The sequence below is a fragment of the Sediminihaliea albiluteola genome (assembly GCF_014077625.1).
GTDB classification, from domain to species: Bacteria; Pseudomonadota; Gammaproteobacteria; order Pseudomonadales; family Halieaceae; genus Sediminihaliea; species Sediminihaliea albiluteola.
This window is the reverse complement of record NZ_JACFXU010000013.1, coordinates 659304-671951: the sequence shown is the minus strand read 5'-3', so window position 1 is coordinate 671951 and position 12648 is coordinate 659304. Positions and strand designations below refer to the sequence as shown.

The window sequence follows — 12648 nt, the reverse complement described above, 5'->3', positions numbered from 1 at the left end:
GGCCATGACTGACTATGGATAGCAGCCTAAGCGAGAGCTGGCCTTCACCGAGGCAAGCTTACCACGACGCTATACAGCAGCAGGGCTTTGTCCAGGATCGGGCGCAGGAAAGGGCGGTGGCAGCGCTTGAGGCTTGTTTTCAGGCGCTGCACAGCAAGCTGCCGCGCAGTACTCGCGGGGTTTATTTGTGGGGCCCGGTCGGCCGGGGTAAAACCTGGCTGATGGATGCCTTTCATCGCAGCTTGCGGGTGCCAGCACGGCGCCAGCACTTTCATCACTTTATGCAGTGGGTGCACCGGCGCCTCTTTGCCCTGAGCGGCAGAGAAAATCCCCTAGCGCTACTGGCACAGGAACTATCCCAGGAGCTGCAGGTGCTCTGCTTTGACGAGCTCTTTGTCGGGGATATCGGCGATGCCATGCTGCTCGGTGGTTTGTTTCAGGCCATGTTTGATGCCGGCGTGGTGATTGTCGCGACCTCCAACCAAGCTCCCTCACAGCTCTACGCCGATGGCTTTAACCGCCAGCGTTTTCTGCCCGCCATTGCAGCGATTGAGCGCAATATGCAGATCGTCGCGGTGGATGGCCCCCAAGATCACCGCCTGCACCCGGGCGCTGGCCACACGCGCTACTGGGTCAATGAGCCCGAGGCCTTGGCCAAGGTCTTCGCTGAATTAAGCGCTGGGTTGCCAGTGAGTCAGGCAGCGATAAGCATCAATAACCGGCGCTTAACATTGCAGGCACAGAGCGAGGCAGCGCTTTGGCTGCACTTTGATCAGCTCTGTGAACAGCCTTTTTCCGCCTTAGACTTCATTGCCCTCTGCGATCGTTTTCCGGCTATCTTGCTGGGCAAGGTGCCGGAGCTGAGTTCTACTGAGCAGACTAAAGGCATCGCTCGGGGCACTGAGGATGCGGCGGAGCAAGTGGCCGCCGGAGATCGCAAGCTGCCTAAGCTGTCGATCAAAGATGACAGCGTGCGGCGCTTTATTGCCTTAGTCGATGAGTGCTATGACCGCGGAGTGCCCCTGTATATCGAAGCGGCGCTGCCACAGGATCAGCTCTACAGCTCTGGCCACTTAGCCTTTCCCTTTCGCCGCACCCTGAGCCGCTTACAGGAAATGCAGTTGCAGCGCTTTGGCAGAGCGGCAAGCGAGTAGGCCACTAGCAGAAAGCCGCTGCTTTCGGCTATCCTGAAAAGCTGGCAAAGAGGAGGGGCTTATGAGCAAACAAGGCGATTACCAGGAAGAATATCAGCGATCCTTAAAGGACCCAGAGGGCTTTTGGGCGGAGCAGGCGGCATCCTTGCCTTGGTACCGCGCCCCCACTGAAATTTTGCGCAGTGATGCCGATGGTGTCGCGAGCTGGTTTGCCGATGGCGAGATGAATACGGCCTATATGGCGCTCGATCATCACGTCGAAGCGGGCCGCGGCGATCAACTGGCCTTGATCTATGACTCTCCCGTCACTCAGCAACAAGCCAAGTACACATATCTAGCGCTGCGCGATGCCGTGGCTACCTTTGCCGGGCTGTTGCGTGCCCAGGGGGTGAGCAAGGGCGATCGCGTAGTGATTTATATGCCGATGGTGCCAGAGGCCGTCATCGCCATGCTGGCGGTGGCCCGCTTGGGCGCCATTCACTCGGTGGTGTTCGGCGGTTTTGCGGCCAATGAGTTGGCGCTGCGCATTGATGATGCCCAGCCAAAAGTCTTGGTGACCGCATCCTGCGGCATCGAGGTCGATCGCGTTATTCCCTATAAGCCCTTAGTCGATAAAGCCCTAGAACTCTGCAGCGAGCAGCCAGCCTCTTGTATCGTGCTGCAGCGCCCTGAGTGCCAAGCCGAACTGACCAGCGGGCGGGATTTGGATTGGGCCCAAGTCATCGCCAGTGCTGAGCCGGCAGATTGCGTGCCAGTGCGGGCCACTGACCCGTTGTATATCCTCTATACCTCGGGTACTACCGGTAAGCCCAAGGGGGTGGTGCGCGATAATGGCGGCCACGCGGTGGCCCTGTGCTATTCCATGAGAACGGTTTACGACATGGCCCCCGGTGAGGTGTTTTGGGCGGCATCGGATGTGGGCTGGGTAGTGGGCCACTCCTACATTGTTTACGCGCCGCTGTTGGCAGGCTGCACTACCGTGCTCTACGAGGGCAAACCTGTGCGCACCCCTGATGCAGCTGCTTTCTGGCGGGTGGTAGAAGAGCATCAGGTGAAAGCGCTGTTTGCTGCGCCCACTGCCTTTCGAGCCATTCGCAAGGAAGATCCCGAGGCCGCCCAATTAAAGCAGCACAATCTCGATCACCTACAATATATCTTTGTCGCAGGGGAGCGCTTAGACCCCTCCACTTATGATTGGCTGCGCGAACACTCGCACAAACCGGTGATTGATCACTGGTGGCAGACGGAAACCGGCTGGGCTATTTGTGCCAACTTAATGGGCTTGGATCCCAAGCCGAGCAAAGCGGGCTCTTCCTCACTCCCCGTGCCAGGCTACGATGTACGCATTCTCGACGACAGTGGACTTGAGTTGCCCGCCGGTGAGCAGGGGGCGATTGCCTTGCGTTTGCCGCTACCGCCCGGTTGCCTGAGTACGGTGTGGGGTAACCACGAACGCTTTTTAGCGGGCTATCTCTCTAGCTATCCCGGCCACTATGTCTCTGGCGATGGTGGCTACCGGGATGAAGAGGGCTATGTCTTTATCATGGGCCGCACTGACGATGTGATCAATGTGGCAGGGCACCGCCTGTCTACCGGTGAGATGGAGGAAATTCTGGCCTCTCACGGGGCGGTAGCCGAATGTGCGGTGATCGGCGTTGACGATCAGCTCAAAGGCCAATTGCCCCTGGGTTTAGTGATTCTTAAAGATGGTGCAGCAATTGAGCCTGAGGCCCTAGAGCAAGAATTGGTGGCCCGGATTCGCGAGGATATTGGCGCCATTGCCTGCTTCCAACGGGCGCTGGTAGTGCCGCGCCTGCCCAAGACCCGCTCCGGCAAAATCCTGCGCAAGCTATTGCGCCAAGTGGCTAATGGTGAGGACTACACGGTGCCATCGACCATTGATGATCCAGCCAGTGTGGATGAAGTGGCGGCACAGCTTAAGGACTTGCGCAATGAGTGAGCGGAGTTTGCGTAGCCTGTATATTTCCCACGGCGGCGGCCCACTGCCGCTGATGGGGGATCCGGCACATATGGAGTTGGTAGCGACCTTAAAGCAACTGGCAGCGAACATGCCCCGGCCCGAGGCGATCATTGTAGTCAGTGCCCACTGGGAAGCAGATGTTGCCACGGTACTTGAGGCCTCTGCGCCGCCGCTGTATTACGACTACTCGGGTTTTCCGCCAGAAACTTACAGCATCAGCTATCCGGTGGCGGGGCATCCCGAATTGGCCGCGGAAGTTCGCCAGTGTTTAGCGGCGGAAGGCTTGGCCCCGGCCGCTGATTCCGAGCGCGGCTTTGATCACGGCTTGTTCATTCCCTTAAAGATCATGTATCCCGATGCATCGATCCCCTGTATCCAGCTCTCGTTGCTGCGCTCCATGGACCCAGCGGCGCATATCCGCATGGGCAAGGCCCTGGCAAGGCTAGAGAGACCCAATGTTTTGCTACTGGGTTCGGGCTCTTCTTTTCACAACTTGCAGGCTTATTTTGGCAAGCCCGATCCCGATATTTATCAGCGCAACCAAGCCTTTGAAAATTGGCTAGTCGAGACCTTGGGCGAGCAGTCAATGGATGAGACCGAGCGCGAACAGCGCCTTGTGCAATGGAGCACTGCACCCCACGCGCGCTACTGCCATCCACGGGAAGAGCACCTACTGCCACTGCATGTCTGCTACGGCGCCTCAGCTTCAGCAGCGAGCGCGGTTTATCGCTTTAATATGCTGCGCATGCTGGGCAGTTGTTATTACTGGGAATAGATGTCTATGGCAGCTTGAAGTTGCGCTGCCTAGGGGCCAAAGTGGCTTAGCCTAGCTGTTTTAAAGTCCATTCGTATTGTGCTAGGCTGAAATTGGGTTTTTTTATTAATTATCTATTGATAGTTAACAATGGCCTAGTAGCAATAGCTCTTATCGATAAGATGGTTTGTCGTCGATAATAATAATGACAGAGATAACATAAATCTCACTACTGGAGTGATTTCGATATGACTCAGCAGAGACTAGCCCTGATAAAACTTCATCCTCATGGCTTTGGCGCAGCAATTCGTAAAATGGCGGCCTTAGTGTTTTTAAGCACCATGCTGTCCAGTACAGCGCAAGCAGTCAGCTTTCCAGGCCCGGACGCTTATGGTTACCAAGGGACACTTGTTCCTTTGAACTTGCGTGACATCAGAACTAGCGGTACTGATCTTGGCCTAGATAACGAAGACGATGACACCGCCACAACGCCGATTGGTTTTAGCTTTAATTACTACGGCAATAGCTACACCCAAGTTGAAGTATCTTCCAATGGCTTTATTTCATTTTCTCCCAGTGGAGAGGATGGCTGCTGTAGTGCCGACCCAATCCCGGATAGCAACAACCCGAATAATGTTATAGCGGGCTGGTGGCAAGATATGGATACGCGTGAGAGTGGCATTATTCGCGCGGAAACTCGGGGCGCCGTAGGCAGCCGCGAGTTTATTGTTGGTTTTTATGACGTAGCTGATTACGACGAACCCGAGTTAGCTATCAATACCTTCGAGATCATTCTTCACGAAGCGACTGGAGATATCGAGATTGCTATCAAAGATGCCAAGTTTGATGATGCCGATGACAAAGTGAGCGGTATTGAGAACGCCGATGGCAGCGATGGCATTGAGATTATTTTTGTTGAATCCGATGACCCCAGCTACGCTAACGGCGACTCGGTACTATCGAATCAGGGCTACTGCTTCAGTACGGCAGGTACGGCTTGTAAATCAGCAGCCAGTACTCCTCAAGCGGTACCGACTCTTTCAGCATTAGCTACTTCGCTATTGGCCGGCTTGGTTGTACTGCTAGCTTTGGCCATGAATCAGCGCAGACGGCAGCTATAAGTCGCCAGGGCTTTGGCTTAGTTGAGTATTTTTATCCCCCGCGAATGCGGGGGACGCCGTTCCCTAATTTAAAGTTAGCGCCCTCTATCTCCAATTCCTATTTCTACATCCAATTCTTAGCTAGTGCAGCCACTCGACTTTAGCTATCACTCTGAGAATTACCAAGACTTAGGCTTGTCCGAGAAATTTACTTTCGCTGAAGGCAGAACACTAAGTAGAATACTATTTGGTTCACAGTATAGATGCTTCAGTTCATGACAGATTTAGAAAGCTATACTGGTCTTGATCGCTTAACGGCCTGCTTCCGCGAGTTTCACCGCTTAAGCTTAAGCCGCTACGGGTCCTATAGCGAACTGTATGCTGATTATCTCATGACGGGGATACGTTTATTCGACATGCCAGTGGGCATCATCAGCCGCATCAGTGATGATCAATACCACATCCTCGCAGTGCTGCCCGATACCACTGGCCTTACGGTGGGCGATAAGCTGCCTCTTGGAGATACCTACTGCTCGGCGGTTATCAGCCAGCAGACAAGTATGGCAGTTGCCCATGCCGCTAAAGATGCCAGCTTCGCTAAGCATCCTGCCTACCGCCAGATGCTCCTTGAGGCCTATCTAGCAGCGCCGATCTGGGTCGAGGGCGAAATCTATGGCACCATCAATTTCACCGCGCCTGAGCAGCGCGAGCGAGCCTTTGATGAGGTCGATGTCGAGTTGATTGAGTTAATGGCTGGGCGTATCGGCCAAGTCATTGAGCAGGACCAAACGGATCGCCGCCGCCAAGAAGCGCTCAGCCTTCTGCGAGAAAACACCGAGCTGTTTGAAAGTGCATTCCAATATGCGCCAATTGGCATGGCTTTGGTGAGTGTTGAGGGGCGTTGGTTGCGGGTTAATAATGCCCTGAACAAGATCTTCGGTTATAGCGACAGCGAGCTTTTAAGTATCGATTTCCAGCAATTGACTCACCCGAAGGACCTCGATTTGGATCTGGCTTTTCTAGGCGAGGTACTCGAGGGTAAGCGGGATAGCTATCGCATGGAAAAGCGCTACTTTCACAAAAACGGCCAGCAAATTCACGCTCTGCTCAGTGTTTCTATGGTCCGCGATGAAGCCGGCGAAGCGGCTTATTTTGTCTCACAGATTCAGGACATTAGTGCGCAAAAGCGCGCTGAAGCCGAGTTACTCGAGCGCCAAAGCGAGCTGCAATCACTGAATCATCAGCTGGAGGTGTTATCTACCACTGATCCCTTAACTCAGCTCGGTAATCGCCGTGAACTAGATCAGCGACTGGCCGAGGAGTTGCAGCGCAGCGCCCGCAGTGGCGAGCCACTGTCTTTACTATTGATCGATGTCGATCACTTCAAACGTTACAACGATAACTTTGGCCATCCGGCAGGGGACCTTGCCCTGCGCAGCTTAGCGATTGAGTTGCGAAAATTAGCCCGAGCTAACGACAGTGCCATTCGCCAGGGTGGCGAGGAGTTCATGCTCTTACTGCCGGATACCGATGAAGCTGGTTGTCATGCCGTCGCTCAGCGACTGAGTCAGGTGGTGGCCGATATTGCTGGCTTGCAGTCAGCGATCACTGTCAGCACCGGTGGCGTGACCTGGCAGCCTAAGCCGGATACTAAGCAGGCAGTGGCGGCTGATGTCCTGCTCAAAAGTGCCGATCAGGCATTGTACCGGGCCAAGCAAGCTGGGCGGAATCGGCATTGCCAAGCGCCCCTAGTCTAGCGGGCGCTTGGCTTAATATTCCGGTCCTTTAGCTCCGCAGTAGGAGACAGTCTAGAACCTTGGCAGAACTCATTTTTCTGAGCCTGGCAACGCTTTGATGCGCCTGGCATCCTCAATGGCTTCTTCTAAAGTTGAATAAGATAGATCCAAGGGGCCGAGTTGTTCACTGCGCGCCTTAGCCAAGGTTTTTAGCGGTTGGAACTGCCAGGACGAAAAACGGATTTTGGTCTGGTGTTCGTCGCAATATGTAATCAAGCGGTCAATGGCGTTTAAACCTCCGCTGTCGAGATAAGAGCTGTAGTGCATGTGCACAATGACGCCCTCTAAGCCATCAATTTTCTGCGCCAGCTCTGAAAATACTCGGTCGCCGGCGGCAAAGAATAGGGCGCCGCGGATTTTAAAAACCTTCCAGCACTCCGGTACTTTAGACTGCACATAATTGCTATCGTCAGTGATATCTAGCACCTGAGTTAAAGAGGCAATCTCTTTCATAAACAGCAAAGAGGCTAATACCACACCTGCGGTGATGGCAATTACCATGTCGAACAAGACGGTCAGCGAGAGGCAGGTTAAGAGAACCAGAATATCCCCAAGCGGGGATTTTTTTAATATTTTGACCGACTTGTGGGCTTCGCTCATATTCCAGGCCACCACCATTAACAAGGCGGCCATGGCGGGCATTGGCACATAGGCCAATGCTTTGGCCAACAAGAGTAAGCCCAGCAACACCACGATGGCGTGCACGATACCGGCAATGGGCGAAACCGCCCCGGATTTATAGTTGGTTGCCGAGCGGGCGATAGCGGCGGTGGCGGTGATACCGCCAAAAAATGGGGTGATAACGTTGCCCATGCCCTGGGCCAGTAATTCACTATTGGCGCTGTGGCGCTTGCCCGACATGCCATCGAGCACTACTGCACAGAGCAGGGATTCAATAGCCCCTAGCATGGCAATGGCGAAGGCTGCGGGTAAGAGTTTAGAGACTAGGTCGAGCGACAGGCTGAGGCTTTGACCATCGGGGCCGGGCCGGTTCCAAGGCCAGTCAAAGGTCGGCAAGTAGGGCGGTATACCGGCGCCCATGGAGCCGTCGGCTAAGGCGTACTGAAAGCGCGAGCCGATGGTGTCAATCGGCATACCAGCCATGCTCAGCACAACTCCCAACAAACTTGCCAAGACCAGGGCAGGTAAAAAAGGCGGAATGCGGGTGCGCAGTTTGGTCCACAAGAAAATTACCGCCAGGGTGAATAGGGCTGTGATAACACTGGCAATATTGAGTTGGCTGAAGTGTTGGCCAATGCTGGCGAGCTTGCCGATAAAGCTCTCGGGCATCTTGCCAATGTCGACGCCGATAAAGTCAGGTATTTGCAACACGGCGATGACAATGGCAATGCCGCCGGTGAAACCTAAGGTGACCGACTGGGGAATGTATTCAATAAAGCGCCCTAAGCGGGCATAGGCCATGATAATCAAAATGATGCCGGACATGATGGAGGCGAGCAGCAGGCCCGCTAAACCATATTCCGAAGTCAGCGGATATAAGATCACCACAAAGGCCGCGGTGGGGCCGGAGATGCTGTAGCGGCTACCCCCGGTGAGCGCAATAAAAGCGCCGGCAATAATCGCGGTATAGAGGCCGTATTCTGGCGGCACGCCACTGGCAATCGCCAGCGCCATGGCCAGGGGAATGGCAATCACCCCAACCGTCATGCCCGCAATAATATCTCTTAGTAACTCTGGGCGGCCGTAGCCTTCCGCCAAGCTTTCGCGCAGGGCGTGTCCCAAACGTAGTGATAAGAGATGTTTGCGCTGCGCCATGTAGAAGACTCCTTAACAAATCTGCGCTGTAGCCTGAGCGAAGTTCGTGTTCAATAGGCTAGTCGCTTATTATCTAAGAATAAGCGGGGCCCCCAATTTACATGCCTTGGTGATAGTGCCTTATTTATAAGGCGTTTTGCCCCTCGGTTTCAATCATTAAGCCTAAAGGAGCTTAACAGTGACAAGTTCTGCCACACAGCATAACAATAAGTACCGGCCTTGCGGAGCTGAGCAATGAGCACAAACACTAGTAATACCATGAAAGCCGTGCGCTGTGTCGAGCATCAAGCGCGAGTACTCGATGTGCCCATTCCCCAGGGCCCAGGTGTGCGAGTGCGGGTGGCCAGTGCCGGCATCTGCGGTTCAGATTTGCATATGATCGCGGCTTATCCTTTGCAGGCAACCTTAGGCCATGAGTTTGCTGGCTACTTAGATGATGGCAGCCCCATCGCCGTGGAGCCACTGGACCCTTGCTGGGAATGCAGCGCCTGTCAGCATGGCGACTATCACCGTTGCGTTCGCGGCGTAGCAGCCATTATTGGCGTAGGGCAGGATGGCGGCATGGCCGAGCAATGCCTAGTAGCTGAATCATCGATAGTGCGCCTGCCCGCAGGCTTGGCGGTCAGTGACGCTTGTCTAGTAGAGCCCCTGGCGGTTGCCGTGCATGGCACCCGGCGCGCTGGCCTGCGGCCCGCTGAGCGAGTGGCGATTGTCGGTGCAGGGCCGATTGGCTTGTGTGCTGTGGTCAGTGCCCAAGTCAGTGGCGCCAAGGTTGAGCTGCTGGCCCGGCACGACAGACAGCGTGAAGCGGGTGCACGCCTTGGTGCGAAGCTCTTGCATGAAGCCCCCAGCGAAGGCTTTGATGTAGTGATTGATGCTGCAGGAAGCGATGAATCGATGCGCCAATGCGTGGCCATGACCCGCGGCGGCGGCCGCATTATTATGCTGGCCAGCTACTGGCAAGGCCTGAACTTACCCGCCGATCAGATCTGCGCGAAAGAGATTAACTTGATACCTGCGATGCAGTACAACCGCTCGGGGCCAGCTCGGGATGTGGACATCGCCGCGGCCATCTTGGCCAGCAAGCCGGAGATTGGCGAAGCATTAATCACGCATCGCTTTCCATTAGAGGCGGCCGAAGAGGCATTTGCCACTGCGCGGGATCGCCGTGCCGGCGCGATCAAAGTGGTCTTGGAACCCTAAGGAGCAGCAAGGCTGCACTTAGCCTGGACTTGGGTGCTTGATTAGGGTTTGCGCTGGAAGCGCCGCAACATGCCTTCCAAGCCATTGAGTTTAACCTCGTAGATTAAAGCCAGTTGCGAACCGAGTTTGCCTTTGGGGAAGCCATTGCTGTGATACCAAACCAAGTAAGGCTCCGGCAGATCCAGTAACTGGCGGCCTTTATACTTGCCATAAGGCATCACCTGATTAATGGCTTCCACTAAGTCTTTGCTGTCCATCTTGTCTTTAACTGTCTGATAAGGGCAGGGGCCTATTAAACAACAGTTTTAGCTGATATGGCTGCCCTTTAAGCTGAGTAATTGCCGCAAGATATAGGGCAATAGACCGCCGTGTTAATTTTACTAGCCCTCCCTCAAGAAAATAGCCTTATTTGTGCTGCGCAGTGCGAGGGCCGTTCCGCTAGGCTGGGCTCAGGCGATTTATGTTGCGCGGCGCAATAGCATTTTTTCAATCTCCCCAATAGCGGCGCGGGGCTTGAGCTTTTTGGGACAAAAAGAAATGCAATTTAGTATGCCTTTGCAGCGGAACACAGAGAAGGGATCATCCATGGCCGCTAGGCGTTCTTCGGTGGCGGTATCGCGCGAGTCGGCCAAAAAGCGATAGGCGTTCAACAGGCCAGCTGGGCCGATAAATTTTTCTGGGTTCCACCACCATGAGGGGCACTGCGTCGAGCAGCAGCCGCACAAAATACATTCATAGAGGCCGTCAAGTTTGGCGCGCTCTTCGGGTGATTGCAGGCGCTCAATAGGCGGTGCCGGCTTATCGTTGATCAGGTAGGGCTTGATACGTTCGTACTGCTTGTAGAACATATCCATATCCACCACTAAATCGCGAATCACCGGCAGGCCAGGCAAGGGGCGAATGACAATATCGGCCTCGCTGCGCCGCGGCTTAATGACTTGCCCTGAGGGTAGGCTGCCGCCCTTGAGCAGGCTCGATACCGGCGTGATGCAAGCCAGACAGTTGTAGCCGTTGACATTCATACCATCGGAACCGCAAACGCCTTCGCGGCAACTGCGGCGGTAGCTGAGCGTGGTATCCTCTCGCTTTAGCTGCTCGAGTAAATCGAGCACCATCATATCTTGGCCTTCCGGCAAGTCGTAGTCATAGTCCTGCATCCGAGGTTGATCATCCTCCTCTGGCAGGTAGCGGTAAATCGACACTTTCATGAGGCAAACTCCGGCGCTATTGCACTAGGGCAGCGCATTGCTCTAAGCGATTGCTTAGTGGGATATGATTCCAGTCTAGGTCAGAACATGAATGCTGGCTAATCGCGGTAGCAGCGCTTACTTAGGCAGTAGTTTGAAGGCTATACTGTGGCTCAGCGCTGTACAGTGTCGGTATCTGCCAGGCCATCACTCATTCGGCTTTATCAGATGCTATTGAATCCTTTGGAGAAGACATGACAAGACAAGTACAAGTCGTCGTTATTGGCGCCGGTACAGCTGGACTGACCGCATTAAAAGAGGCCCAGCGCTACACAGATGATGTGCTGTTGATCAACGCCGGGCCCTATGGAACCACCTGCGCCCGAGTCGGTTGCATGCCCTCAAAGGCGCTGCTCGAAGTGGCCCATGCCCACGGCCGTCGGGAGTGGCTGGCAGCCAGTGGTATTCGTGGTGGCGAGGCCCTCGAGGTCGATTTGGCCGCTGTCATGGCTCATGTGCGCAGCTGGCGTGATCGCTTTATCGCGGGCCCGATTAAACTGTCTAAGTCACTTGGCAAAAACAGCATTCATGGCCAGCCGCGTTTTCTCGATGCCAACACCCTGGAAGTCAATGGCGAGCGGATTCAAGCCCAGAGCGTGATCATTGCCACTGGCACCCGGCCCAACCTGCCGGAAGCTTGGCGTGCGCTAGGTGATCGTGTGGTGACTTCCGACGAGGTCTTTGAGCTTGAGGCCCCAGGCCGTCGTATTGGCGTGGTCGGATTGGGGCCGATTGGCTTGGAGTTGGGCCAGGCCTTTGCTCAGCTAGGCTGCGAAGTGCATGCATTTACCCGCGGCCCAAATGTGGCCGGCCTGCGCGATGCAGATCTCAATGCCTCTATGCTTGAGGTCATCAAACAGCAAATGACGGTTATTACTAATGCCGATGTGACATTGCATGACAGTGATGGCGGCGTGCTGATGAAGGGCGCGGGGCATGAAGTTGAGGTCGATTGGGTGCTGGCTTCGCTGGGACGGCGGGCCAATGTTGAGGGTCTCGGTCTTGAAAACTTAGGAGTGGAACTCGACCGCCGTGGAGTGCCCCTGTTTGATCCAATCACCCTGCGGGTAGCTGATCTGCCGGTATTTATTGCCGGTGATATCAGCGCTTTGCGCCCCTTGATGCACGAGGCGGCAGATGAAGGACGCATTGCGGCCTATCACGCCCTGCATCCCGAGGCGGAGTGTCTGGCCCGGCGCACGCCCCAGGCTATCGTGTTTACTGAACCCGGCGCGGGCTACGCTGGTTTAAGGCGCGATGAGCTACCCGAAAGTGGCGTGGTCAGCGGCAGTGTCGACTTCAGTCGGCAAGGCCGAGCGCTCATGGCGGGGCGCAATGCCGGGTTGTTAAAACTTTATGCCAATGCCGAAGATGGCCGCCTGCTTGGCGCGGAGCTAGTGGCCCCTGATGCCGAGCATTTGCTGCACCTACTGGCTTGGTCGATTCAGCAAAATATGAGCGTTGATCAACTATTGCAGATGCCTTTCTATCATCCGACCATTGAGGAGGGCCTGCGCAGCGCGCTGCAAGCTCTGCGGCGGGAGATTGGCAAGCAGCGCAGCCAGCCCGATTTGCCACTCTGTCGTGAGACAGCAGACTGGGCCCTAGGTTAGCGGCCCAGTCCATCGACTATTTTT

The 12648-nt window shown here is 55.1% G+C and carries 10 protein-coding genes; 7 read left to right on the top strand and 3 right to left on the bottom strand.

The window, feature by feature from the left end; all coding sequences use genetic code 11:
- The first annotated feature begins 14 nt into the window (after positions 1-14).
- From zapE to H2508_RS03980, 5 genes are all read left to right on the top strand, one after another.
- On the top strand, positions 15-1154 hold the full coding sequence (zapE, locus tag H2508_RS04000; protein WP_182169078.1) for a cell division protein ZapE: 1140 nt from the start codon (positions 15-17) through the stop codon (positions 1152-1154).
- 61 nt (positions 1155-1215) lie between these two features.
- Positions 1216-3114 carry a propionyl-CoA synthetase gene (locus tag H2508_RS03995; RefSeq protein WP_182169077.1) on the top strand — a complete coding sequence of 633 codons (1899 nt, stop codon included), beginning with the start codon at positions 1216-1218 and terminating at the stop codon, positions 3112-3114.
- A complete protein-coding gene (locus tag H2508_RS03990) occupies positions 3107-3910 on the top strand; it encodes a DODA-type extradiol aromatic ring-opening family dioxygenase (protein ID WP_182169076.1) in 804 nt (267 codons plus the stop codon). The genes H2508_RS03995 and H2508_RS03990 overlap by 8 nt, the downstream gene beginning before the upstream one ends.
- A 227-nt stretch (positions 3911-4137) precedes the next feature.
- Positions 4138-5010 (top strand): hypothetical protein, encoded by an 873-nt coding sequence (locus H2508_RS03985; protein ID WP_182169075.1) that lies wholly within the window; start codon positions 4138-4140, stop codon positions 5008-5010.
- 254 nt (positions 5011-5264) lie between these two features.
- Positions 5265-6746, top strand: a complete 1482-nt coding sequence (locus H2508_RS03980) for a sensor domain-containing diguanylate cyclase (protein ID WP_182169074.1) — start codon at positions 5265-5267, stop codon at positions 6744-6746.
- Positions 6747-6815: 69 nt separating this feature from the next.
- On the opposite strand, the gene dauA is transcribed toward H2508_RS03980, so the two are convergent.
- Positions 6816-8561 carry a C4-dicarboxylic acid transporter DauA gene (gene dauA / locus H2508_RS03975; RefSeq protein WP_182169073.1) on the bottom strand — a complete coding sequence of 582 codons (1746 nt, stop codon included), beginning with the start codon at positions 8559-8561 and terminating at the stop codon, positions 6816-6818.
- A gap of 234 nt (positions 8562-8795) precedes the next feature.
- Between dauA and H2508_RS03970 the strand changes: the two genes are divergently transcribed.
- Positions 8796-9764, top strand: coding sequence for a zinc-dependent alcohol dehydrogenase (locus H2508_RS03970; RefSeq protein ID WP_182169072.1), 969 nt, complete (start codon positions 8796-8798; stop codon positions 9762-9764).
- A gap of 41 nt (positions 9765-9805) precedes the next feature.
- Here the strand turns inward: H2508_RS03970 and H2508_RS03965 are convergent, their stop codons facing one another.
- The gene (locus H2508_RS03965) at positions 9806-10021 is read right to left on the bottom strand and encodes a DUF3820 family protein (protein ID WP_182169071.1); all 216 of its coding nucleotides are present in this window, start codon (positions 10019-10021) and stop codon (positions 9806-9808) included.
- Positions 10022-10222: 201 nt separating this feature from the next.
- Entirely contained in the window at positions 10223-10972 is a 750-nt protein-coding gene (locus H2508_RS03960; RefSeq protein WP_182169070.1) for a succinate dehydrogenase iron-sulfur subunit, read from the bottom strand.
- A 233-nt stretch (positions 10973-11205) separates the two neighbouring features.
- Between H2508_RS03960 and H2508_RS03955 the strand changes: the two genes are divergently transcribed.
- Positions 11206-12624 (top strand): dihydrolipoyl dehydrogenase, encoded by a 1419-nt coding sequence (locus H2508_RS03955; RefSeq protein ID WP_182169069.1) that lies wholly within the window; start codon positions 11206-11208, stop codon positions 12622-12624.
- Positions 12625-12648 lie beyond the last annotated feature (24 nt).

What these genes read in the sequence shown, in the direction of transcription:
- zapE (WP_182169078.1), top strand. Translation starts at nt 15, where the DNA reads ATGGATAGCAGCCTAAGCGAGAGCTGGCCTTCACCGAGGCAAGCTTAC.
- H2508_RS03995 (WP_182169077.1), top strand. Translation starts at nt 1,216, where the DNA reads ATGAGCAAACAAGGCGATTACCAGGAAGAATATCAGCGATCCTTAAAG.
- H2508_RS03990 (WP_182169076.1), top strand. Translation starts at nt 3,107, where the DNA reads ATGAGTGAGCGGAGTTTGCGTAGCCTGTATATTTCCCACGGCGGCGGC.
- H2508_RS03985 (WP_182169075.1), top strand. Translation starts at nt 4,138, where the DNA reads ATGACTCAGCAGAGACTAGCCCTGATAAAACTTCATCCTCATGGCTTT.
- H2508_RS03980 (WP_182169074.1), top strand. Translation starts at nt 5,265, where the DNA reads ATGACAGATTTAGAAAGCTATACTGGTCTTGATCGCTTAACGGCCTGC.
- dauA (WP_182169073.1), bottom strand. Translation starts at nt 8,561, where the DNA reads ATGGCGCAGCGCAAACATCTCTTATCACTACGTTTGGGACACGCCCTG.
- H2508_RS03970 (WP_182169072.1), top strand. Translation starts at nt 8,796, where the DNA reads ATGAGCACAAACACTAGTAATACCATGAAAGCCGTGCGCTGTGTCGAG.
- H2508_RS03965 (WP_182169071.1), bottom strand. Translation starts at nt 10,021, where the DNA reads ATGGACAGCAAAGACTTAGTGGAAGCCATTAATCAGGTGATGCCTTAT.
- H2508_RS03960 (WP_182169070.1), bottom strand. Translation starts at nt 10,972, where the DNA reads ATGAAAGTGTCGATTTACCGCTACCTGCCAGAGGAGGATGATCAACCT.
- H2508_RS03955 (WP_182169069.1), top strand. Translation starts at nt 11,206, where the DNA reads ATGACAAGACAAGTACAAGTCGTCGTTATTGGCGCCGGTACAGCTGGA.